38 protein-coding genes are annotated in these 21,448 nt (G+C 47.7%); 37 read left to right on the top strand and 1 reads right to left on the bottom strand.

Annotation, left to right across the window (positions count from 1 at the left end; translation table 11 throughout):
- Positions 1-19 precede the first annotated feature (19 nt).
- From rplD to rpsI, 34 genes are all read left to right on the top strand, one after another.
- Entirely contained in the window at positions 20-643 is a 624-nt protein-coding gene (gene rplD / locus ASG02_RS15220; RefSeq protein ID WP_023466630.1) for a 50S ribosomal protein L4, read from the top strand.
- A complete protein-coding gene (gene rplW / locus ASG02_RS15215) occupies positions 643-927 on the top strand; it encodes a 50S ribosomal protein L23 (protein ID WP_023466631.1) in 285 nt (94 codons plus the stop codon). Before rplD ends, rplW begins: the two co-directional genes overlap by 1 nt.
- A 32-nt stretch (positions 928-959) precedes the next feature.
- A complete protein-coding gene (gene rplB / locus ASG02_RS15210; protein ID WP_023466632.1) occupies positions 960-1,790 on the top strand; it encodes a 50S ribosomal protein L2 in 831 nt (276 codons plus the stop codon).
- A 63-nt stretch (positions 1,791-1,853) separates the two neighbouring features.
- Positions 1,854-2,132: a 30S ribosomal protein S19 gene (gene rpsS / locus ASG02_RS15205; protein WP_012369013.1), complete on the top strand. Its 279-nt coding sequence runs from the start codon at positions 1,854-1,856 to the stop codon at positions 2,130-2,132.
- Positions 2,133-2,152: 20 nt separating this feature from the next.
- Entirely contained in the window at positions 2,153-2,485 is a 333-nt protein-coding gene (rplV, locus tag ASG02_RS15200) for a 50S ribosomal protein L22 (RefSeq protein WP_012369014.1), read from the top strand.
- Between the two features lie 12 nt (positions 2,486-2,497).
- Positions 2,498-3,154 (top strand): 30S ribosomal protein S3, encoded by a 657-nt coding sequence (rpsC, locus tag ASG02_RS15195; protein ID WP_023466633.1) that lies wholly within the window; start codon positions 2,498-2,500, stop codon positions 3,152-3,154.
- A gap of 33 nt (positions 3,155-3,187) precedes the next feature.
- Complete coding sequence (rplP, locus tag ASG02_RS15190; protein WP_012369016.1) at positions 3,188-3,625, top strand: 50S ribosomal protein L16; 438 nt, start codon at positions 3,188-3,190, stop codon at positions 3,623-3,625.
- Positions 3,612-3,815 carry a 50S ribosomal protein L29 gene (gene rpmC / locus ASG02_RS15185; RefSeq protein ID WP_012369017.1) on the top strand — a complete coding sequence of 68 codons (204 nt, stop codon included), beginning with the start codon at positions 3,612-3,614 and terminating at the stop codon, positions 3,813-3,815. Before rplP ends, rpmC begins: the two co-directional genes overlap by 14 nt.
- A 31-nt stretch (positions 3,816-3,846) precedes the next feature.
- Positions 3,847-4,110, top strand: coding sequence for a 30S ribosomal protein S17 (rpsQ, locus tag ASG02_RS15180; protein ID WP_023466634.1), 264 nt, complete (start codon positions 3,847-3,849; stop codon positions 4,108-4,110).
- Between the two features lie 48 nt (positions 4,111-4,158).
- A complete protein-coding gene (gene rplN, locus ASG02_RS15175; RefSeq protein WP_012369019.1) occupies positions 4,159-4,527 on the top strand; it encodes a 50S ribosomal protein L14 in 369 nt (122 codons plus the stop codon).
- A 34-nt stretch (positions 4,528-4,561) separates the two neighbouring features.
- Entirely contained in the window at positions 4,562-4,873 is a 312-nt protein-coding gene (rplX, locus tag ASG02_RS15170; protein ID WP_012369020.1) for a 50S ribosomal protein L24, read from the top strand.
- A 31-nt stretch (positions 4,874-4,904) separates the two neighbouring features.
- Positions 4,905-5,444, top strand: coding sequence for a 50S ribosomal protein L5 (gene rplE / locus ASG02_RS15165; RefSeq protein WP_023466635.1), 540 nt, complete (start codon positions 4,905-4,907; stop codon positions 5,442-5,444).
- A 14-nt stretch (positions 5,445-5,458) separates the two neighbouring features.
- Positions 5,459-5,728 carry a 30S ribosomal protein S14 gene (gene rpsN, locus ASG02_RS15160; RefSeq protein ID WP_023466636.1) on the top strand — a complete coding sequence of 90 codons (270 nt, stop codon included), beginning with the start codon at positions 5,459-5,461 and terminating at the stop codon, positions 5,726-5,728.
- 31 nt (positions 5,729-5,759) lie between these two features.
- The gene (gene rpsH, locus ASG02_RS15155; protein WP_012369023.1) at positions 5,760-6,158 is read left to right on the top strand and encodes a 30S ribosomal protein S8; all 399 of its coding nucleotides are present in this window, start codon (positions 5,760-5,762) and stop codon (positions 6,156-6,158) included.
- A 31-nt stretch (positions 6,159-6,189) separates the two neighbouring features.
- Positions 6,190-6,726 carry a 50S ribosomal protein L6 gene (gene rplF / locus ASG02_RS15150; protein WP_023466637.1) on the top strand — a complete coding sequence of 179 codons (537 nt, stop codon included), beginning with the start codon at positions 6,190-6,192 and terminating at the stop codon, positions 6,724-6,726.
- 37 nt (positions 6,727-6,763) lie between these two features.
- The gene (gene rplR / locus ASG02_RS15145; RefSeq protein ID WP_023466638.1) at positions 6,764-7,114 is read left to right on the top strand and encodes a 50S ribosomal protein L18; all 351 of its coding nucleotides are present in this window, start codon (positions 6,764-6,766) and stop codon (positions 7,112-7,114) included.
- Between the two features lie 22 nt (positions 7,115-7,136).
- Entirely contained in the window at positions 7,137-7,637 is a 501-nt protein-coding gene (gene rpsE / locus ASG02_RS15140; RefSeq protein ID WP_023466639.1) for a 30S ribosomal protein S5, read from the top strand.
- A gap of 18 nt (positions 7,638-7,655) precedes the next feature.
- Complete coding sequence (rpmD, locus tag ASG02_RS15135) at positions 7,656-7,841, top strand: 50S ribosomal protein L30 (protein WP_023466640.1); 186 nt, start codon at positions 7,656-7,658, stop codon at positions 7,839-7,841.
- Between the two features lie 35 nt (positions 7,842-7,876).
- Positions 7,877-8,317 (top strand): 50S ribosomal protein L15, encoded by a 441-nt coding sequence (gene rplO / locus ASG02_RS15130; protein WP_035399353.1) that lies wholly within the window; start codon positions 7,877-7,879, stop codon positions 8,315-8,317.
- Positions 8,317-9,606 carry a preprotein translocase subunit SecY gene (gene secY / locus ASG02_RS15125; protein ID WP_023466642.1) on the top strand — a complete coding sequence of 430 codons (1,290 nt, stop codon included), beginning with the start codon at positions 8,317-8,319 and terminating at the stop codon, positions 9,604-9,606. Before rplO ends, secY begins: the two co-directional genes overlap by 1 nt.
- A 71-nt stretch (positions 9,607-9,677) precedes the next feature.
- A complete protein-coding gene (locus tag ASG02_RS15120; protein WP_023466643.1) occupies positions 9,678-10,325 on the top strand; it encodes an adenylate kinase in 648 nt (215 codons plus the stop codon).
- Positions 10,325-11,077 (top strand): type I methionyl aminopeptidase, encoded by a 753-nt coding sequence (gene map / locus ASG02_RS15115; RefSeq protein WP_023466644.1) that lies wholly within the window; start codon positions 10,325-10,327, stop codon positions 11,075-11,077. The genes ASG02_RS15120 and map overlap by 1 nt, the downstream gene beginning before the upstream one ends.
- A gap of 149 nt (positions 11,078-11,226) precedes the next feature.
- Entirely contained in the window at positions 11,227-11,445 is a 219-nt protein-coding gene (gene infA, locus ASG02_RS15110) for a translation initiation factor IF-1 (protein ID WP_012369032.1), read from the top strand.
- A 33-nt stretch (positions 11,446-11,478) separates the two neighbouring features.
- Positions 11,479-11,592, top strand: a complete 114-nt coding sequence (rpmJ, locus tag ASG02_RS15105; RefSeq protein ID WP_003156543.1) for a 50S ribosomal protein L36 — start codon at positions 11,479-11,481, stop codon at positions 11,590-11,592.
- Between the two features lie 20 nt (positions 11,593-11,612).
- Positions 11,613-11,978: a 30S ribosomal protein S13 gene (gene rpsM / locus ASG02_RS15100; RefSeq protein ID WP_023466646.1), complete on the top strand. Its 366-nt coding sequence runs from the start codon at positions 11,613-11,615 to the stop codon at positions 11,976-11,978.
- Between the two features lie 16 nt (positions 11,979-11,994).
- Complete coding sequence (gene rpsK / locus ASG02_RS15095; RefSeq protein ID WP_023466647.1) at positions 11,995-12,390, top strand: 30S ribosomal protein S11; 396 nt, start codon at positions 11,995-11,997, stop codon at positions 12,388-12,390.
- 137 nt (positions 12,391-12,527) lie between these two features.
- Positions 12,528-13,472 (top strand): DNA-directed RNA polymerase subunit alpha, encoded by a 945-nt coding sequence (locus ASG02_RS15090; RefSeq protein WP_023466648.1) that lies wholly within the window; start codon positions 12,528-12,530, stop codon positions 13,470-13,472.
- A gap of 33 nt (positions 13,473-13,505) precedes the next feature.
- Positions 13,506-13,877 (top strand): 50S ribosomal protein L17, encoded by a 372-nt coding sequence (gene rplQ / locus ASG02_RS15085; RefSeq protein ID WP_023466649.1) that lies wholly within the window; start codon positions 13,506-13,508, stop codon positions 13,875-13,877.
- A 98-nt stretch (positions 13,878-13,975) separates the two neighbouring features.
- Positions 13,976-14,806 carry an energy-coupling factor ABC transporter ATP-binding protein gene (locus ASG02_RS15080; protein ID WP_029343095.1) on the top strand — a complete coding sequence of 277 codons (831 nt, stop codon included), beginning with the start codon at positions 13,976-13,978 and terminating at the stop codon, positions 14,804-14,806.
- The gene (locus ASG02_RS15075; protein WP_056064890.1) at positions 14,794-15,648 is read left to right on the top strand and encodes an energy-coupling factor transporter ATPase; all 855 of its coding nucleotides are present in this window, start codon (positions 14,794-14,796) and stop codon (positions 15,646-15,648) included. The genes ASG02_RS15080 and ASG02_RS15075 overlap by 13 nt, the downstream gene beginning before the upstream one ends.
- A complete protein-coding gene (locus tag ASG02_RS15070; RefSeq protein WP_035399348.1) occupies positions 15,645-16,436 on the top strand; it encodes an energy-coupling factor transporter transmembrane protein EcfT in 792 nt (263 codons plus the stop codon). The genes ASG02_RS15075 and ASG02_RS15070 overlap by 4 nt, the downstream gene beginning before the upstream one ends.
- Entirely contained in the window at positions 16,436-17,170 is a 735-nt protein-coding gene (truA, locus tag ASG02_RS15065) for a tRNA pseudouridine(38-40) synthase TruA (protein WP_056064887.1), read from the top strand. Before ASG02_RS15070 ends, truA begins: the two co-directional genes overlap by 1 nt.
- Positions 17,171-17,338: 168 nt before the next feature.
- Positions 17,339-17,776 carry a 50S ribosomal protein L13 gene (gene rplM / locus ASG02_RS15060; RefSeq protein WP_023466654.1) on the top strand — a complete coding sequence of 146 codons (438 nt, stop codon included), beginning with the start codon at positions 17,339-17,341 and terminating at the stop codon, positions 17,774-17,776.
- 24 nt (positions 17,777-17,800) lie between these two features.
- Complete coding sequence (gene rpsI, locus ASG02_RS15055) at positions 17,801-18,193, top strand: 30S ribosomal protein S9 (RefSeq protein WP_023466655.1); 393 nt, start codon at positions 17,801-17,803, stop codon at positions 18,191-18,193.
- Positions 18,194-18,286: 93 nt separating this feature from the next.
- Here the strand turns inward: rpsI and ASG02_RS15050 are convergent, their stop codons facing one another.
- Positions 18,287-18,574 (bottom strand): hypothetical protein, encoded by a 288-nt coding sequence (locus ASG02_RS15050; protein WP_056064884.1) that lies wholly within the window; start codon positions 18,572-18,574, stop codon positions 18,287-18,289.
- Between the two features lie 96 nt (positions 18,575-18,670).
- Between ASG02_RS15050 and ASG02_RS15045 the strand changes: the two genes are divergently transcribed.
- The 3 genes from ASG02_RS15045 (at position 18,671) to ASG02_RS15035 (ending at position 21,102) form a co-directional block, all read left to right on the top strand.
- The gene (locus ASG02_RS15045) at positions 18,671-19,321 is read left to right on the top strand and encodes a M15 family metallopeptidase (RefSeq protein WP_056064881.1); all 651 of its coding nucleotides are present in this window, start codon (positions 18,671-18,673) and stop codon (positions 19,319-19,321) included.
- 144 nt (positions 19,322-19,465) lie between these two features.
- Complete coding sequence (locus tag ASG02_RS15040) at positions 19,466-20,497, top strand: Mrp/NBP35 family ATP-binding protein (RefSeq protein ID WP_023466657.1); 1,032 nt, start codon at positions 19,466-19,468, stop codon at positions 20,495-20,497.
- Between the two features lie 2 nt (positions 20,498-20,499).
- A complete protein-coding gene (locus ASG02_RS15035; protein WP_056064876.1) occupies positions 20,500-21,102 on the top strand; it encodes a KinB-signaling pathway activation protein in 603 nt (200 codons plus the stop codon).
- Positions 21,103-21,448 lie beyond the last annotated feature (346 nt).

Genomic DNA, 21,448 nt, shown 5'->3' with positions numbered 1-21,448 from the left:
AGGAAAGGAGGAATAACGAATGCCTAAAGTAGCTTTGCTTAACCAAACAGGTACACAAGTTGGAGACATCGAGCTCGCAGATGCCGTTTTCGGAATCGAGCCAAATGAAGCAGTCGTATACGATGCAATCGTCATGCAACAAGCTTCACGTCGCCAAGGTACACATGATACAAAAGGTCGCTCGGAAGTTCGCGGTGGCGGCCGTAAACCATGGAAACAAAAAGGTACTGGTCGTGCACGCCAAGGTTCGATCCGTTCGCCACAATGGGTTGGCGGTGGAACAGTCTTCGGTCCAACACCACGTTCGTACGCTTACAAACTTCCTAAAAAGGTTCGTCGTCTCGCACTTCGTTCAGCACTTTCTTCGAAAGTCGCTAACAACGAGTTCATCGTTCTTGAAGGATTGACAATCGATGCTCCTAAAACTAAGGACATGATCGCAGTATTCGCTGCTCTTTCAATCGAACGTAAAGTTCTCGTCGTTACTGCTGATTACAACGAGTCAGTCGTTCTTTCAACACGCAACATCCCGGGTGTCACAGTCGTTGACGCTGCAGGTGTAAACGTCCTTGATCTTGTCGCTCATGACAAAGTCATCATTACGAAGGACGCTGTTGCGAGAGTAGAGGAGGTGCTTGCATAATGGCACACACACACGACATTATCAAACGTCCTGTCATTACTGAACGTTCAGTAAACCAAATGGCTGAGAAAAAGTACACATTCGAAGTAGACGTGAAGGCATCTAAGACTCAAATCAAAGATGCAGTCGAAGCGATCTTCGGAGTGAAAGTTGACAAAGTCAACACATTGATCTCAAAACCAAAAGCAAAACGCGTAGGTCGTCACGCTGGTTACACAGCACGCCGCAAAAAAGCGGTCGTCACGCTTACTGCAGATAGCAAAGAACTCGATTACCTCGGTTAATCGGAACTCTGTAGAAAAGGAGGGAACTCTCGATGGGAATTAAAAAGTTTAAACCGACCACTAACGGTCGTCGTAATATGACTGCACTTGACTTTGCTGAGATTACGGCTTCACGTCCTGAAAAATCGTTAACTGAAAAGCTTTCGAAAAAGGGCGGACGTAACAACCAAGGTCGCTTGACAGTACGTCACCAAGGTGGCGGACACAAACGTAAATATCGTATCATCGACTTCAAACGGAACAAGGATGGCATCGCTGGTCGTGTCGCTACAATTGAGTACGATCCAAACCGCTCTGCTAACATCGCATTGATCCACTACATCGATGGTGAAAAACGCTACATCCTCGCACCGAAAGGCTTGAAAGTAGACATGCAAGTCATGGCTGGACCAGAAGCTGACATTAAAGTCGGTAATGCTCTTCCACTTTCAAACATCCCAGTCGGTACGTTGATCCACAACATCGAACTTAAGCCAGGTAAAGGTGGTCAGCTCGTTCGCGCAGCTGGTACTTCTGCTCAGCTTCTCGGTAAAGATGGTAAATACGCGATCGTTCGTCTTCAATCAGGCGAAACTCGTATGATCCTTGCTACTTGCCGTGCAACAGTCGGCGCTGTCGGTAATGAAGAGCACGAGCTCGTCAATATCGGTAAAGCTGGTCGTTCACGCTGGCTCGGAAAACGTCCTACAGTTCGTGGTTCTGTCATGAACCCAGTCGATCACCCACACGGTGGTGGTGAAGGACGTGCTCCAATCGGTCGTTCGGGCCCACTTACTCCTTGGGGTAAACCGGCACTCGGATACAAAACTCGTAAGAAAAACAAAGCGAGCGATAAATATATCGTCCGTCGTTCTAAAAAATAATTACATGATTTCTGGACGGTTCGTAGGAACCGTTCCTGAATCATGCCAAAGGGAGGTACAACTATGGGTCGCAGCTTGAAAAAAGGTCCATTCGCAGATCACCATCTGCTCGCTAAGGTTGATAAAGCCAACGAAGCTGGTGACAAACATGTCATCAAAACTTGGTCACGCCGCTCGACAATCTTCCCAGAGTTCATCGGTCACACGATCGCTGTCTACGATGGTCGTAAACACGTACCGGTTTACGTGACAGAAGATATGGTCGGTCACAAACTTGGTGAATTCGCTCCAACACGTTCTTACAAAGGACATGCTGGAAACGATAAGAAAACGAAACGTTAATCTGAGGGGAGGTACTCATTATGCAATCAAAAGCATCGGCTAATATGGTTCGCATTGCTCCTCGTAAGGCACGTCTCGTAGTAGACTTAATCCGCGGGAAGCAAATCGGCGAAGCACTTTCGATTCTTGCTTACACGAACAAGGCAGCAACGCCAATCGTTGAGAAAGTATTGAAATCGGCAATCGCGAACGCTGAGCACAACTTCGACATGAACATCGAAAACCTCGTAGTCACTGAGGCTTACGTAAACGAAGGTCCAACGCTCAAACGTTTCCGCCCACGTGCAATGGGTCGCGCAAGCCGCATCAACAAACGTACGAGCCACGTTCACATCGTGGTATCTGAAAAATAAGGAGGGATTACCGTGGGTCAGAAGATTAACCCAACTGGTCTTCGCGTAGGTATCATCAAAGACTGGGAATCACGTTGGTTCGCAGATAAAGACTATGCTGATCTCCTTCATGAAGACTACGTAGTTCGTGAATATATCGAAAAACGTCTTAAAGACGCTAGTGTCTCTAAAGTAGAAATCGAGCGCGCAGCTAACCGCTTGAACATCTCACTTCACACTGCTAAGCCTGGTATGGTTATCGGTAAAGGCGGTTCTGAAATCGAAACACTTCGTAAAGACATCACTAACCTTGCAAAAGGCAAACGCGTTCACGTTAACGTCGTTGAAGTGAAAAACCCGGATGCAGTTGCTAAGCTCGTCGCTGAGAACATCGCTCGCCAACTTGAAGGTCGCGTATCGTTCCGTCGTGCTATGAAGCAATCAATCCAACGCTCAATGCGTTCTGGTATCAAAGGAATCAAGACTGAAGTTTCTGGTCGTCTTGGTGGCGCTGATATCGCTCGTTCTGAGAAGTATTCGGAAGGAACAGTTCCACTTCATACACTCCGTGCAGACATCGATTACGGTACTGCAGAAGCTGATACAACTTACGGCAAAATTGGCGTAAAAGTATGGCTCCACCACGGTGAAGTGCTTCCTACGAAAAAAGCAGCAGCAAACGAAGAATAATCCACATCCGTCTAGGGAAGGAGGCAACACAACATGTTGTTACCAAAACGTGTAAAATATCGTCGTGTTCACCGCGGCAACATGCGTGGTAAAGCGAAACGTGGTACTACAGTACACTTCGGCGAGTTCGGTATCCAAGCTCAAGAAGCTAGCTGGATCACTAGCCGTCAAATCGAATCAGCGCGTATCGCGATGACTCGTTATATGAAACGTGGTGGTAAAGTGTGGATCAAGATCTTCCCACACAAGCCATACACTAAAAAACCTCTTGAAGTCCGAATGGGTTCAGGTAAAGGTGCTCCGGAGGGCTGGGTAGCAGTCGTCAAACCGGGTAAAGTAATGTTCGAAATCGCAGGAGTATCGGAAGAGATCGCACGCGAAGCTCTCCGTCTTGCATCACACAAACTTCCAGTAAAATGTAAGTTCGTAAAACGTGAAGAAAATGGTGGTGATACGAATGAAAGCAACTGATCTCCGTCAGCAAACAACTGAAGAGCTTAACGGTAAAGTCGGTTCGTGGAAAGAAGAGTTGTTCAACCTTCGTTTCCAACTCGCGACTGGTCAGCTTGAGAACCCTGCTCGTATCCGTGAAGTGCGCAAGTCGATTGCACGCGCGAAAACCGTTCTTCGTGAACGCGAACTCGGCATCAACAACGCATAATTCACTCGGATTCTGAGAGGAGGAACACTCAATGGAACGCACTAACAACCGCAAAGTGTTAACTGGACGCGTCGTTTCTGACAAAATGGACAAAACGATCGTAGTTACAGTTGAAACAAAAGTAAAGCACAAGCTTTACGGCAAACGCGTAAACTACTCTAAAAAGTACAAAGCGCATGATGAAAACAACACAGCTAAAATCGGTGATGTTGTACGCATTCAAGAAACACGTCCATTATCTAAGGACAAACGTTTCCGTCTCGTAGAAGTCATTGAAGAAGCAGTAATCATCTAAACTCTAATTAGTTCGGGTGAATAAACATCCGGAGGGAGGTACAATCGTATGATTCAACAAGAATCTCGCTTAAAAGTAGCAGACAACTCAGGAGCTCGTGAAGTCTTGACGATCAAAGTCCTCGGTGGTTCTGGTCGTAAAACTGCTAACATCGGTGACGTTATTGTTTGTACAGTAAAACAAGCAACACCAGGTGGCGTTGTCAAAAAAGGTGAAGTTGTACGCGCAGTAGTCGTTCGTACTAAACGTGGCGTTCGTCGTAAAGACGGTTCGTACATCCGTTTTGACGAAAACGCAGCAGTCATCATCAAAGATGACAAAAGCCCACGTGGCACACGTATCTTCGGACCAGTCGCACGCGAACTTCGTGAAAAAGACTTCATGAAGATCGTCTCGTTGGCACCGGAAGTACTTTAATTCCAAAGAATTCCTACAAGGAGGTGCTCTAACGATGCATGTCAAAAAAGGTGATAAAGTTCAGGTTATGACTGGTAAAGACAAAGGCAAACAAGGCGTTGTCCTTACAGCTATGCCTAAAAAAGATCGCGTAATCGTCGAAGGCGTTAACATGATCAAAAAACACTCAAAGCCTTCTCAACTCAACCCGCAAGGCGGAATTGTCGAGAAAGAAGCACCGATTCACGTATCGAACGTTATGCTCATCGACCCTAAGACAGGTAACCCAACACGCGTTGGTTTCACTGTGGTTGACGGCAAGAAAGTACGTATCGCTAAAAAATCGGGCGAAGCTTTAGATAAATAAGAAGATTTAAAGAAAGGAGGTCCACTTTCTGATGAACCGTTTAAAAGCGAAATACCAAGACGAAATCGTCAAAGTAATGATGGAGAAATTCAACTACAGTTCTGTAATGCAAGCGCCGAAAGTCGATAAAATCGTAATCAACATGGGTGTTGGTGACGCTGTTACGAACTCTAAGGCACTTGACATGGCAGTCGAAGAGCTTCAGCTCCTCACTGGTCAGAAGCCACTCATCACGAAAGCTAAGAAATCAATCGCTGGTTTCAAACTTCGTGAAGGTATGCCAATCGGTGCGAAGGTTACACTTCGTGGCGAGCGCATGTACGAATTCCTCGACAAGTTGATCAACGTGTCACTTCCACGTGTACGTGACTTCCGTGGCGTATCGAAAAAATCTTTCGATGGCCGTGGTAACTACACGCTAGGCGTGAAGGAACAATTGATCTTCCCAGAGATCGACTACGATCGCGTATCGAAAGTCCGTGGTATGGACATCGTTATCGTAACTACTGCTAACACGGATGAAGAGTCACGTGAGCTTCTCACAGCACTCGGCATGCCATTCCAAAAATAAGGGAGGTCGACAACATGGCTAAGAAATCAATGATCGCACGTGAAGTAAAACGTCAAGCACTCGTTGAGCGCTACGCTGAAAAACGCGCAGAATTGAAAGCACAAGGCGACTACATCGGCTTGAGCAAACTCCCACGTAACTCTTCAGCGGTTCGTTTACACAACCGTTGTAGTATCACTGGCCGTCCACACGGTTACATTGGTAAATTCGGTATCAGCCGTATTAAGTTCCGTGATCTTGCTCATAAAGGTCAAATCCCTGGTGTTAAAAAAGCAAGCTGGTAATTCATTAAAGTTGTGAAAGGAGGTACATCGCATGGTTATGACAGATCCGATTGCAGATATGCTTACACGCATTCGTAATGCAAACATGGTTCGCCATGAGAAGTTGGAAATGCCAGCTTCTACAATCAAACGTGAAGTCGCTGAAATCCTCAAACGTGAAGGTTTCATCCGCGATGTTGAATATCTCGAGGACAGCAAACAAGGTACGCTCCGCGTATTCCTTAAATACGGCGCAAGCAACGAGCGCGTTATCACTGGACTCAAACGTATCTCGAAACCAGGTCTTCGCGTTTACGCGAAAGCTGATGAAATCCCGAAAGTACTCGGTGGTCTCGGAATCGCTATCGTTTCAACATCTAAAGGTGTAATGACTGACAAAGAAGCTCGCCAACAAAAAGTCGGCGGCGAAGTGATCGCATACATCTGGTAATACACGCATAAAAAGAACGGAGGTGTCTTAAATGTCACGTATTGGTAAAAAGCCAGTCGTCATCCCAGCAGGCGTTACAGTAACAGTTGAAAACAACACGGTTACGGTAAAAGGTCCTAAAGGGGAACTCTCACGCGAGTTCAGCCCAGCTATGGCGATCAACGTAGAAGGTAATGAATTGACTGTCACTCGTCCGAACGACGAGAAAGCAAGCCGTACGATCCACGGAACGACTCGTGCGCTTATCGCGAACATGGTCGAAGGTGTAAGCAACGGTTTCGCTAAGACACTCGATATCCAAGGTGTTGGTTACCGTGCACAAAAGCAAGGTAACAAAATCGTACTCAACCTCGGTTACTCACACCCAATCGAGTACACTCCGGAACAAGGCATCGAAGTCGAAGTTCCTACGAATACGCAACTCATCGTTCGCGGAATCAGCAAAGAACGTGTTGGTCACGTCGCTGCATTGATCCGTTCGTACCGTCAACCTGAGCCGTACAAAGGTAAAGGTATTCGTTACAGTGATGAAGTCGTTCGTCGTAAAGAAGGTAAAACAGGTAAGTAATTCGCACATGCGAATTGACCGGAAAGGAGTGGCATAAATGATCTCAAAGGCAGATAAAAACGCTACGCGTAAAAAACGTCATGGTCGTGTCCGTCGTACAATCATCGGGACTGCAACACGTCCACGTATGAACGTATTCCGTTCGAACAAGAACATTTACGTACAAGTCATTGACGATGCAACACATGCAACACTCGCATCTGCATCATCACTCGACCTTGAAAAAGGCAACACGACTGACGCTGCGGCAGCAGTTGGTAAGCTCGCAGCTGAGCGCGCTCTTGAAAAAGGTATCGAAACAGTCGTTTTCGACCGTGGAGGATATCTCTATCATGGACGTATCAAAGCTGTAGCTGAAGCAGCTCGTGAAGCTGGTCTCAAATTCTAATAGAAAAGGAGGGAACCTCTACATGCGCCAGTTAGAAATTAACATGGATCAACTCGAAGAACGCGTTGTTACCGTAAACCGCGTCGCGAAAGTAGTAAAAGGTGGCCGTCGCTTCCGTTTTGCTGCCCTCGTCGTCGTTGGTGACAAGAATGGTCACGTAGGTTTCGGTACGGGTAAAGCTCAGGAAGTGCCTGAAGCGATCCGTAAAGCAATCGAAGATGCTAAGAAAAACATGGTTAACGTTCCAATCGTTAACACAACAATTCCACACGAAGTCAACGGTGTATTCGGTGCAGGTCACGTCTTCTTGAAGCCTGCTTCTGAAGGTACTGGAGTCATCGCTGGTGGTCCAGTTCGTGCGGTTCTCGAATTAGCGGGAATCAACGACATTCTTTCAAAATCACTTGGATCAAGCACTCCAATCAACATGGTTCGTGCGACTGTCGAAGGTCTCACATCACTCAAACGTGCTGAAGAAGTTGCGAAACTCCGCGGTAAAACCGTCGAAGAACTTCGCGGTTAAGAAAGGGAGGGAAAACAGATGGCGAAACTCGCAGTTACCCTCACACGCAGCATGATCGGTCGTCCGGAGAACCAACGCGTTACTACTCGTACGCTTGGTCTCCGTAAGATGCACCAGACTGTTGTCGTACCTGACAACGCTGCTATGCGTGGGATGATTAACCACGTGTCACACTTAGTGACAGTAAAAGAAATTCAAGAGTAATAGTTCGATATAATTTTATGAGGAGGTGCCCCACTATGAAACTCCATGAATTGAAACCAGCTGCTGGTTCACGTTCAGAACGCAACCGTGTAGGTCGCGGTATGTCTTCTGGTAACGGTAAGACTTCTGGCCGTGGTCACAAAGGTCAAAAAGCTCGTTCAGGCGGTGGTGTTCGTCCAGGTTTCGAAGGTGGACAAAACCCACTTTACCGTCGTTTACCAAAACGCGGCTTCAACAACCCAACTCGTAAAGAGTTCGCGGTCATTAACCTTGACACACTCAACCGTTTTGAAGAAGGAACTGAAGTCACTCCAGAACTTCTTGTCGAGACTCGTGCAGTCAAAGGCATGAAAGACGGCGTGAAAATTCTTTCTAACGGTAAGATCGAAAAGAAACTAACAGTTAAAGCTCATAAGTTCTCCGACGCTGCGAAGCAAGCAATCGAAGCTGCCGGCGGTACGGTTGAGGTGATCTAATGTTTCAAGCGATCTCCAATATGTGGCGCGTAGCTGACATTCGTCGGCGCATTCTCTTTACCTTGGCCTTGGTCATCGTGTTCCGTATCGGAGCACATATCCCGGTGCCGATGGTAAACACGGAAGTGTTCAAGATCGACCAGAATGGTATTCTTGGTTTCTTGAACTCGTTCGGTGGGAATGCTTTGCAGAATTTCTCACTCTTTGCGATGGGAATCATGCCGTATATCACGGCCTCGATCGTTGTCCAACTCTTACAGATGGACGTTGTTCCAAAGTTTGCCGAATGGGCAAAACAAGGAGAGGCGGGCCGTAAGAAGTTAGCAACGGTAACGCGCTATGGAACGATCGTACTCGGCTTAGTCCAAGCGTTTGGAATCGCGCTTGGATTTAACCGTATCTACCCAGGTCTTGTCGACGAACAGTTCGGCACCTGGACATACGTTATGATTGCACTCGTATTGACAGCGGGAACAGCATTCTTGATGTTCATCGGTGAACTCATCACGGAGAAGGGCATTGGTAACGGGATATCAATGATCATCTTCGCTGGGATCGTCGCGGGCTTCCCGAATGCATTCCGCCAGATTTACGAAACGAAGCTCCAAAATGCAGGGGATGCTTTGTTTGTAAACGTGCTTTATATCGTACTCTTGCTTTTAATCATCATCGCGGTCATCGTCGGAGTCATCTACGTCCAGCAAGCTGCACGTAAGATTCCGATTCAGTACGCTAAGCGTACGGTGAACCGGACACCAGTTGGCGGTCAATCGGCACACTTGCCGATCAAATTGAACGCTGCCGGTGTTATTCCAGTCATCTTCGCGGTGTCGTTCATGGTGACGCCACCAACGATTGCGAGTTTCTTTGCAAGTCCGGAGACGGCAACGAAGATCCGTGACATCTTCGACTATACGAGTCCAATCGGTATGTCGATCTATGTGGCACTGATCATCGCGTTCTCGTACTTCTACACATTCGTTCAGGTTAACCCGGAACAAATGGCAGAGAACCTTCAAAAACAAGGCGGATACATTCCTGGTATTCGTCCTGGTAAGCAAACGGAGCAGTACATCACGAAGATTCTATACCGTCTGACATTCTTCGGTTCACTCTTCCTCGCTGTCATCGCGGTGACGCCGACATTCTTCATTAAGTTTGCTGGCTTACCGAACTCGGTGCAGATTGGTGGTACGAGCTTGCTGATCGTCATCGGTGTAGGACTAGAGACGATGAAACAGATTGAAAGTCAATTGGTTAAACGACACTACAAAGGCTTTATCCGATAAGGCGGGAGGAAGGGGACCATCCCTTTCCTTTCTGTTGTGTCTATAGAGCTATAGAAGTGGAGGCTACCGACATGAATCTAGTATTGATGGGTTTGCCGGGTGCTGGTAAAGGAACGCAGGCTGCGAAAATCATCGAAGACTATGCGATCCCCCACATCTCGACAGGCGACATGTTCCGCGCGGCGATCAAAGATTCAACGCCACTCGGACAAGAAGCGAAATCATACATGGATAAAGGGGAACTCGTTCCGGACGAAGTCACAATCGGCATCGTACGTGAGCGTCTCGCCAAAGAAGACTGTGCAAATGGTTTTCTCCTTGACGGTTTCCCACGCACAGTGAAACAAGCAGATGCTCTTGAAGCATTACTTGAAGATCTGGGCAAACAAATTGATCACGTCATCCACATCGGTGTAGACCCGGAGAAACTTGTCCCTCGTTTGACAGGTCGCCGGATTTGCCCAACTTGCGGAGCAACGTATCATGTTCTCTACAACCCACCAAAAGTGGAGGGAATCTGTGATATCGACGGATCAGCACTTGTACAACGTGAAGATGACCAAGAGGAGACAGTACGTCGTCGCTTGGAAGTCAACGTCGCTCAAGCGCAACCTTTGATTGACTTTTACGCAGAAAAAGGGTATCTTCGTAATTTGGACGGTGATCGTCCAATCAACGATGTATATTCCGATGTTCAGGCACTCCTTGGTGATCAGTAATGATCATCACGAAAGCGCCGCGTGAAATCGACATCATGCGTAAAGCAGGACAAATCGTCGCCCGGACGCATAAGGAGCTTCAAGCTCATATTCGCCCAGGTATCACGACGGGGCAACTCGACGCGATCGCTGAACGCTATATTCGAAGTCAAGGGGCAACACCATCGTTTAAAGGGTATAATGGTTTCACGGGTAGCATCTGTGCTTCCGTGAACGAAGAGCTTGTCCATGGTATTCCGGGAGATCGTGTACTTCAGGACGGTGACATCATCTCGATTGACATCGGAGCAGAGTACAATGGGTATCACGGAGATTCAGCCTGGACATATCCGGTAGGTACAATCTCTGAAGAGACGAAGCGGTTACTTGACGTAACTGAAGAATCTCTGTATAAAGGATTGGAGCGCGCCAAAGCTGGCGTGCACCTGACAGATATTTCGCATGCGATTCAGTCACATGTTGAAGCAGCGAATTTTTCTGTAGTCCGCGAATATGTGGGCCACGGCGTGGGACAAAATTTGCATGAAGATCCGCAAATTCCACATTATGGACCACCGGGGAAAGGGCCGCGCCTGAAAACCGGCATGACACTGGCAATTGAGCCAATGGTCAACGTCGGGAAACGCTATGTTCGCACACTATCCGACAATTGGACGGTAGTGACGGTGGACGGTAGCATGTGCGCCCACTTTGAGCACACCATCGCCATCACAGACGACGGCTACGAGATCTTAACGGTCGATGCAGAGTGAGCTGTGCGCGTTATTGGTGTCACCTTTCTATAAGCCAGTATCCACTCGTGTTTGTGACCGATGATCTCTCAATGGCTCTTGTAGAAAGCCCCTAGCGCTACAAATCGTCTGGGCTCCCAATCAACTTTATAGAGAAAGGGGTATAATTGATGGCGAAACAAGATGTAATCGAAGTGGAAGGTACGGTTATCGAGCCGCTTCCAAACGCGATGTTTAAGGTGGAGTTAGAAAACGGCCACACGGTCCTCGCGCACGTCTCAGGAAAAATTCGGATGCACTTCATTCGGATCTTGCCAGGAGATAAAGTAACGGTTGAGTTGTCACCATACGACTTGACTCGCGGACGGATCACATACCGTTTCAAATAAAAACTCCGATTTTTTCAGGAGGAGGTATTCACAATGAAAGTAAGACCTTCGGTTAAACCGATCTGTGAAAAATGTAAAGTTATCCGCCGTAAAGGCAAAGTAATGGTTATTTGCGAAAACCCTAAGCATAAACAAAAACAAGGGTAATTAAACAAGGAGGTGCACACATGGCACGTATTGCTGGTGTAGATATTCCACGTGAGAAACGCATCGTCATCTCACTCACTTACATCTATGGTGTTGGTAAAACGACTGCTCAAAAAGTCTTGAAAGAAACTGGTATCTCTGAAGATACTCGTACTCGCGACTTGACTGAGGAACAATTGAACCAACTTCGTGATGGTTTAGACAAAATCAAAGTTGAGGGTGACCTTCGTCGTGAAATCTCACTCAACATCAAACGTTTGATCGAAATCGGTTGCTACCGTGGTGTTCGTCACCGTCGTGGTCTTCCAGTTCGTGGTCAAAACACTAAAAACAACTCGCGTACTCGTAAAGGCCCACGCCGTACAGTAGCGAACAAGAAGAAGTAAGGGAGGGTAAACTAAGATGGCAAAACGCAAACAGAACGTTCGTAGTAAACGTAAAGTCAAAAAGAATATTGAATCTGGTATCGTGCATATCCGTTCAACATTCAACAACACGATCGTTACGATCACTGATATGCAAGGGAATGCAATCTCTTGGGCAACTGCAGGTAACATGGGCTTCAAAGGCTCACGTAAATCGACTCCTTTCGCTGCACAAATGGCATCTGAAACAGCTGCTAAAACAGCAATGGATAACGGTATGCGTACTGTAGAAGTTAACGTTAAAGGTCCTGGTGCAGGTCGTGAAGCAGCTATCCGTGCTCTTCAAGCAATCGGTCTCGAAGTCACTGCAATCCGTGACGTTACTCCAGTACCACACAACGGTTGCCGCCCTCCAAAACGTCGTCGCGTGTAACCCGTCTTGTACTGCAGAGCGGGGATTCGAGTAGACTTTTGTTGATCGTTTGACCAAGCAAGGCAGTAGAAACGTACACAAGGCGGTTGGCGATTGAACGCGATGGCCAACATGACGATATTCAAGGAGGGGTTCAGATGATCGAAATCGAAAAACCGAAGATTGAAACGATCGAGTTAAGCGAGAACGCTACGTTTGGTAAATTCGTAGTTGAGCCGCTTGAGCGTGGATTCGGTACAACGCTTGGTAACTCATTGCGTCGTATCCTATTGTCTTCACTTCCGGGTGCTGCAGTTACTGCAGTCCAAATCGATGGCGTTCTTCATGAGTTCTCGACGATTGATGGCGTTGTAGAAGACGTTACCCAAATCATCTTGAACCTTAAGAAACTCGCCCTCAAAGTGTACTCGGAAGAAGAGAAAACGCTTGAGATCGATATTCAAGGCGCTGGTGTTGTCACTGCCGCGAACATTACGCATGACAGTGACGTCGAAATCCTCAACCCAGAACTTCACATTGCAACGCTTGCAGAAGGTGCATCACTTCATATGCGTCTTACAGCACGCCGTGGTCGTGGGTATGTTCAGGCTGAAGATAACAAACGGGACGATATGCCAATTGGTGTCATCCCAATCGACTCAATTTACACGCCAATTCAACGTGTAAATTATCAAGTTGAAAAAACACGTGTTGGTCAAGATGCGAGCTTCGATAAATTGACGCTTGATGTTTGGACGGACGGTTCAATCCGCCCTGAAGAAGCAGTGTCACTCGGTGCGAAAATCATGACAGAACACTTAAACATCTTTGTTGGTCTTACAGACGAAGCGCTCCATGCTGAAATCATGGTCGAAAAGGAAGAAGATCAAAAAGAAAAAGTACTCGAAATGACGATCGAAGAACTCGATCTCTCAGTTCGTTCGTACAACTGTTTGAAACGCGCTGGTATCAACACGGTTCAAGAACTCGCGAACAAGAGCGAAGACGAGATGATGAAAGTCCGTAACCTCGGACGTAAATCACTCGAGGAAGTTCAAGCGAAACTCGACGAACTCGGACTAGGCTTGCGCAAAGAAGACTAATACTATTAATTGCACGAAGGAGGGAATCCATCCATGGCATACTCGAAATTAGGCCGTACAAGCTCACAACGTAAGGCACTTTTGCGTGACCTTGCGACTGATCTCATCATCAATGAGCGTATCCAAACTACAGAACAAAAAGCGAAGGAACTTCGTCCAGTCGTAGAGAAACTCATCACTTTAGGTAAACGCGGTGATCTCCACGCTCGTCGTCAAGTTGCATCGTTCGTTCGCCGTGAAGCTGCTGGTCAAAACGCAGAGGGCAAAGCACAAGACGCGATCCAAAAATTATTCGCTGATGTGGCTCCACGTTTTGCTGAGCGTCAAGGTGGTTACACACGCATCATGAAAATGGGACCACGTCGTGGTGACGGCGCAGAAATGGTCATCATCGAACTCGTTTAATCCTCATTAAATGATTCGCCATAAAAGGGCAGTGCGTATCCCGCTTCTGCCCTTTTGTTACAAAATGAAAGTATTGATTTGATGAAGGAGGAGAGATCATGGACAAGCTGATTGAACTGGAACAGGTCACCTATCGGTATCCGGAACAGGAACAAGCAGCCTTACACGAGGTCTCTCTGACGATTCGTTCAGGTGAATGGGTTGCTATCGTTGGTCACAACGGCTCTGGAAAATCAACGCTGACGAAATTGTTTAATGGATTGTTGTTACCGGAGACAGGGACCGTTACGGTTGCTGAGCGCTTTTCAAGTGCAAATCCGGAGCAACTGTGGGAGATGCGCCGAGCGATCGGCATCGTCTTCCAAAATCCAGATAATCAATTCGTTGGCACGACCGTGCGCGACGACGTGGCATTTGCTCTAGAAAACTGGGGTGTGCCACGCGAGGAAATGGTTCGTCGTATCGACGACAGTCTAGCGCGCGTTGGCCTTACGGATTTTGTTGATCGGGAACCCCATCAATTATCCGGCGGACAGAAGCAGCGTGTCGCAATCGCTTCGGCGCTTGCGATGCGCCCTGATGTTCTCGTGCTCGATGAAGCTACATCGATGCTTGATCCATTAGCACGACAAGAGGTCATGTCGACCGTTCAAGAACTCCATGCGACTCACCCAATGGCGGTCATCGCGATTACACACGAATTAGACGAAGTATTACGAGCTAGTCGTGTCATCGTTATGGATGCCGGGAAAATCGTATTAGAAGGATCCCCTCAGGAAGTCTTTCGTCATGCATCGTTCTTAGAAGACATCGGACTCGATGTTCCATTCGTTGTTCGGGTACAAGAACGTTTACGGGCGCAAGGTCTCTCACTCGAGGAGACGATACTAGATGAAAGAGAATTGGTGAACCGTTTATGCCAATCTTAATCCAGGAATTAAATTATACGTATCAACTCAATAGTCCGTTCGAACGAGTCGCGCTACGTGATGTGAATCTTGAGATTCCGTCAGGGGCGCTTGTTGCGTTTGTAGGGCACACCGGATCCGGAAAATCGACGCTCGTGCAGCACATCAATGGATTGCTCAAGCCGACAGCGGGGAAGGTACAAGTCGATGACATCATCGTCGAACCGAAGAAAAAACAGGACCTCAAGCCATTAAGACGTCGCGTCGGGCTTGTTTTTCAATATCCGGAATATCAATTGTTCGAAGAGACGGTTTTAAAAGATGTCATGTTCGGTCCGATGAACTTCGGTCATGATGGTGCGACGGCTGAGCAATTAGCAAAAGAGGCATTACGGACTGTCGGACTCGATGAAGTCTTTTGGAGTCGTTCGCCGTTTGACCTGTCTGGTGGGCAAATGAGGCGTGTTGCAATTGCCGGCGTACTCGCTAGTCAACCAGACGTGTTGATCGTCGATGAGCCGACGGCAGGACTCGATCCGCAAGGACGCAAGCATATGCTGAGTCTGTTTGCCCGGCTCCATGCAGAAACCGGTATGACGTTGCTCCTGATCACGCACGACATGGATCAGGTGCTTGAGTATGCTGAGCGTGTGATCGTCATGGAAGACGCCCAGGTGGCGTTTGACGGGCTACCGCTTGATCTGTTTAAAGAAGAGACATTGCTCGAGCAATTCCATCTCGATCTCCCGCACGTCCTATCGCTTGCCTGGCAAGTCGCTGATCGGCGTGGATTGCAACGACCGGAGATCCGGACGGAAACCGAATTGATCGAGTGGTTGATGACGAAAGGGGTGAGCGAATGATCGTCGGACAACATATTCCCGGTCAGTCGTACTTGCATCGGTCGTCGGCACTTGCGAAGATCATCTTTGCTTTCTGTTTCATTCCGCTCGTCTTTCTTGCAAACAATGCAGCAACGAACATCTTTTTACTTGTCTTTACGTTCTTAGCACTCATGAGTAGTCGCTTACCGCTTCGGTATGTTCTAAAAGGACTGCGACCGATTCTTTTCCTGATCGTCTTTACGTTCGTCATCCAGCTGTTCTTCACACGTGAAGGGGCTGTCCTCTTTGAGTTCGGCTGGCTTCGGATCTATGAAGAAGGACTGCGACTTGCGATCATCGTCTCATTACGTTTCTTCTATCTTGTCTCGATCACGACACTCGTCACGCTGACGACCTCACCGATCGAATTGACAGATGCGATTGAGTTGTTGTTAAAGCCGTTCAAGGTCGTTCGTGTTCCAACGCATGAGATCGCCTTAATGTTATCGATCTCACTTCGGTTCTTACCAACCTTAGCGGAGGAGACGGAGAAAATCATGAAGGCACAGCAAGCACGTGGTGTCGATTTGTCAGCAGGACCGATTAAGGAACGTTTACGGGCGATCATTCCGTTATTGATTCCCTTGTTCATCTCCGCCTTTAAGCGGGCAGAGGATCTTGCGACAGCGATGGAAGCGCGGGGGTACCGTGGAGGAGAGGGACGGACACGTCTACGTGAGTCCAAGTGGACGATGCGGGATACGGGTCTGATGATCTTGCTCGTCCTCCTGACGATCAGTTTAGTAGGATTGCGAGGGATCGGGTAATGCGTCGTTTAAAATGTACGATTCAATATGATGGAACCGGCTACGCCGGGTATCAGGTGCAACCAAACGGATTGACGATTCAAGAAGTGATTGAAACGACGCTTGCGCGGATGCACAAACATCCCGTCAAGGTCATCGGGTCGGGACGGACGGATGCGAGAGTGCATGCCTACGGACAAGTCATTCATTTTGATACGGAACTAGCGATTCCCCCGGAGAACGTCGTTAAGGCACTTAATACGCTCTTACCAGCGGATATCCGTGTCCGGAGCTGCGAGGAGGTCGAATCGACCTTTGAAGCACGTTACGATGTCGTAGGGAAGGAATACCGCTATTTCGTCCGCCGCGAAGAAAATGCGTTTCGTCGGAATCTGTCGGTTCATGTTCCGTATCCGATTGATCTTGAGCGGATACGCCAAGGGATGGCGCATCTCGTCGGGACGCACGACTTCAGTTCGTTCTGTGTCGCGAAGACGGAAACGGATAACCGGGTCCGGACGATTTACGAGGCAGAGTTGATGACGATCGGTGACGAACTCGTCTTTCGGTTCCAGGGCAGTGGTTTTCTCTATAATCAAATCCGGATCATGGTCGGGACGTTACTTGACGTCGGACGCGGTCGTTTTGCACCAGAGGACATTAAAAAAATGTTGCTGGCAAAGGACCGGAACGTTGCAGGCGTGACGGCGCCTCCTCATGGACTCTATCTATGGGAAGTTTTCTATCCGGAGTGAAAAAAGGCAATTGACATTGGCTATTAAAAAACATACAATGTTTATTGGCATTTCATTTATTATGAAACCACAATCTTAGCCCCGTACACCTAAGATTATGATAGATTCACCTAGTGAATAAATGAAAAATCAAAAACAGAACTTTTAATTCCTTAGGAGGTATTTTACATGCGCACAACTTTCATGGCGAAAGCTACTGATGTAGAACGCAAATGGCTCCTTATCGACGCTGAAGGTAAAACACTCGGTCGCCTTGCGAGCGAAGTTTCATCACTTCTCCGTGGTAAGCACAAGCCTACGTTCACACCACACGTTGACTGTGGGGATAACGTTATCCTCATCAACGTTGAGAAAATCGTTTTAACTGGTAACAAACTCGACAAAAAAGTCTACTACCGTCACTCTGGTCATCCAGGCGGCTTAAAGCAGACTGTTGCACGCGATATGCTTGCTAACAAACCTGAGCGCATGCTTGAACTCGCGATCAAAGGGATGCTTCCAAAAGGTAGCCTCGGTCGTCAAATGTTCAACAAACTCCACGTCTACGCTGGAGCTGCACACAAGCACGAAGCACAACAACCAGAAGTTTACGAACTTCGCGGTTAATACGAATTTAGGAGGAACTACACGATGGCAGATGTACGTTACTACGGCACTGGTCGCCGGAAACACGCGGCAGCGCGCGTTTTCCTCGTTGCTGGAGACGGTAAAGTCACAGTTAACGGTCGCGATATCAGCGAATACTTCGGTTATGAGACATTGATCATGACTGCAAAAGAACCACTCGTAATCACAGAAACAGAAGGCAAGTACGATGTAATCGTAACGGTCAAAGGCGGCGGCTTCACTGGTCAAGCAGGCGCTATCCGTCACGGTATCTCACGTGCTCTTCTTCAAGCGGATCCAGAATTCCGCGGCGCACTCAAAGCGAAAGGCTTCTTGACTCGTGATGCTCGTATGAAAGAGCGTAAAAAATACGGTCTTAAAGCAGCTCGTCGTGCACCACAATTCTCGAAACGTTAATTCTTTTCGAATCCCTCTCACCCTTGTGGTGGGAGGTTTTTTTGTGCACTAAAAAACCGCTCTCCTGACGAAGTGTCAGAACAGCGATTAAAGTCAAGACGACGGAGTGGAGCGTAATCGGTGCAATATCGTCAGAAGAATATAGAGGATGACGATCGTCAGCGGGATGCTCCAAACAAAGACAGATTGTATGAATGCGATAGGTGTATGTGTCGTCGCTTGACCGACATGTCCCGTAAAAGAGGTTTCTTCACTCAAGACGGTTGCATTGTCCGGTAACTCCGTCTTGGTAGCTACGGTCGGTTGCAGCGTCAGATACAGGACGAAGCTAAGATGTAAGAGACAGGTGACGCCAAGTGTCCAAATGATGCGTTTTTTCATATGATGCTCCTTTTGATATGAGTTAAAATCATTCTGCATTCCATAAGTATAGCGGATTTTGTTTTCGGGAACAGGAGACAAAGGGAGTGAGCATAGATGGCATTATCAATCAGCTGGTTACTCGAGCGAGCGAATCGGAAGTTGAATGCTTCGGGACTGTCACGAGAAGTCGCCAAACGGACGCAAGAGGTCATCCGGGAGATGCATGCACAAGGGATTTATGTCGGTGTCGCCCAAGGGTACCGATCGATCGCAGAACAGAATCGGTTGTACGCACAGGGACGGACACTACCGGGACCAATCGTAACGAATGCACGCGGGGGACAATCGAATCATAACCGTGGAATTGCCGTCGACCTCTTTCAATATTCCCAAGACGGTACACAAGCGCTATTTCGAAATGACCAAAGCTTTCAAAAGATTGTTGCTGCGATGAAACGACGTGGCTTTTCTTGGGGTGGGGACTGGACGAGCTTTAAGGATTATCCACACTTTGAATTACTAGGAATGTCTGAAGAAACGCCGAATCGCTCTCGTGCGATCGTTCCGTATCCAGGTCGTCCGTTGTATCAAGGGGCAGCCAATATGAATCCACGGGATATCGAACGAATTCAGCGTGCAGTCAAAGCAACCGTGACTCGGCGCTTTGATGCAGAGACGGCTCAGAAGGTGCGTGCCTATCAAACACGTCAAGGACTTGACGTTGATGGTGTCGTGGGTCCTCGTACATGGAACCGAATGTTCTAAAACGAGCGAATGATCGAGTAAAATGATGAAAACTGACACTGGACATGGAAAAGTCATCCTTTCCGGTGTCGAAATGTGCAAGCGCTCTCTTATTTTTGTTATACTAATAAGGATTAAATCGAACGTTTTCAGGGGGAAGGCACTATGTTGAATGAACAAGAAATTCGCGAGGTAGTCGGAACGCTCGTCGATCCGACGATTGACCGCCCGCTTGCAGATACGAACGGCATTCGTGACGTCCGGATTAAAGGTGATTATGTCAGTCTGAAAATCGCTTTAGCACAATCCGGTTCTGGGGAGCAACTCGTGCTCCAACAGCAAATCGTCAAGGAACTGAAAGAAAAAGGATTCAAGACGGTGGGACTCCGTTTTGAGGCACTCGGTGATCACGGGATCCAAGCAGCGACGACACCGTCGATCCTTAAACCAGAATCCGGTACGACGTTCATCGCGATCGCCTCCGGTAAAGGGGGCGTCGGGAAATCGACGGTTTCCGTTAACTTAGCAGTCGCCCTCGCACGAGCAGGGAAGAAGGTCGGTTTGATTGATGCCGATATCTACGGCTTTAGTGTTCCAGACATGATGGGAATCGAAACACGTCCGACTGTCGTGAACGACCGAATCGTTCCACCAGAACGCTTTGGCGTCAAAGTCATCTCAATGGGCTTCTTCGTCGAAGATAATGCACCAGTCATCTGGCGGGGACCAATGCTCGGGAAGATGCTCAACAACTTCTTCGCAGACGTCGAATGGGGCGATCTCGATTACTTGTTGCTTGATCTTCCACCGGGTACAGGAGATGTTGCACTCGATATTCATTCGATGCTCCCGAGTTGTCAAGAAGTCATCGTCACGACACCTCACGCAACAGCCGCTTTCGTTGCAGCACGAGCAGGGGCAATGGCAATCAAAACGAACCACCGTCTACTCGGTATCGTCGAGAACATGGCGTACTTTGAAAGCAAAGTGACAGGCGAAAAAGAGTATGTCTTCGGTAGTGGTGGCGGAGAGAGGTTGTCAGAAGCGTTAAAAACCGATATTCTAGCTAAGATTCCACTTGGACAACCATATGCGAATGATGCGGACTTCGCCCCATCGATCTATCGCGATGAACATCCATTTGAGACGTACTATAATGAACTCGCCACGCGTGTCATCGAAAAAGTAGAGGGATAAGAATGAAGATTAAAGGATTTTTGAAGCTGTTTTGGATGACGCTCCTAATCGGAACGCTCGCCGGCTTCGTGTTTAACTTGGTAGCGGAACCTGGATATATCCGAAATCAATCGATTAGCGGATATGTGACGGCTCTCTCCTACAGTAGTACGTGGACTGCCATCAGTTTGATGGGATTCTTCTCGTACTTGATCTTACATCGCGTCGGACTCGATTTATTCCGCGGCGCAAAGCTTTGGAACCGTGTCCAAATCGTCTTGATCGCATTTGCACTATTTGATGGTGTCTATCTACGCGGATTAGCATACGGCTTTGATAAGACGAGCCTTTATATTGGTGAGATGGTCGTCTTGCTTTTAATTGCATTCTTAGTCGCGCGGACGAAAGCACGGGAAACGAACTTTACAGCGTTCATTCCGACATTGTTCCTCATGACAGTCATCACGTTGATCGAATGGGTACCTGCTTTGCAGGCAACACAAGATAAGCGGATGTTATGGGCGGCGCTTGCGACACTTTTAATCTGTAATGCGTATCAGATTCTAATGCTGCATCGCTTGCAAGAAAAGCCCGCTTCTCAAGGACGATCTCAAAAACAGGCGTAACGAAAAAGACCCGCGAACGGGTAGTGTTTTACCGGTTCAAGCGGGTCTATCTTTTTTCTAAAGTTTTTTTAGAAAAACAGTTGACGAAAAAAACAAGAGTTGATATATTAATACATGTCGCTGAGGCACACGCCAAACGCGAGCGTCACAGACGAAAAAAACTTCAAAAAAGTAATTGACATCACATATTACTTTACTGTAAGATTTAAAAGTCGTCAAATGACATATTGGACTTTGAAAACTGAACGATGAGGCAAAAATCGTATTCTACGGAATACAAAAACGAATGAAGCGCAAGCTTCGTCAATCGTGACTTCGGTCACACAACGAGCAAGTCAAACACTTC

Origin of the sequence: Exiguobacterium sp. Leaf196, assembly GCF_001423965.1 — a bacterium.
In the GTDB taxonomy this organism is placed as follows: Bacteria; Bacillota; Bacilli; order Exiguobacteriales; family Exiguobacteriaceae; genus Exiguobacterium_A.
This window is presented reverse-complemented; position numbering and strand designations above follow the sequence as displayed.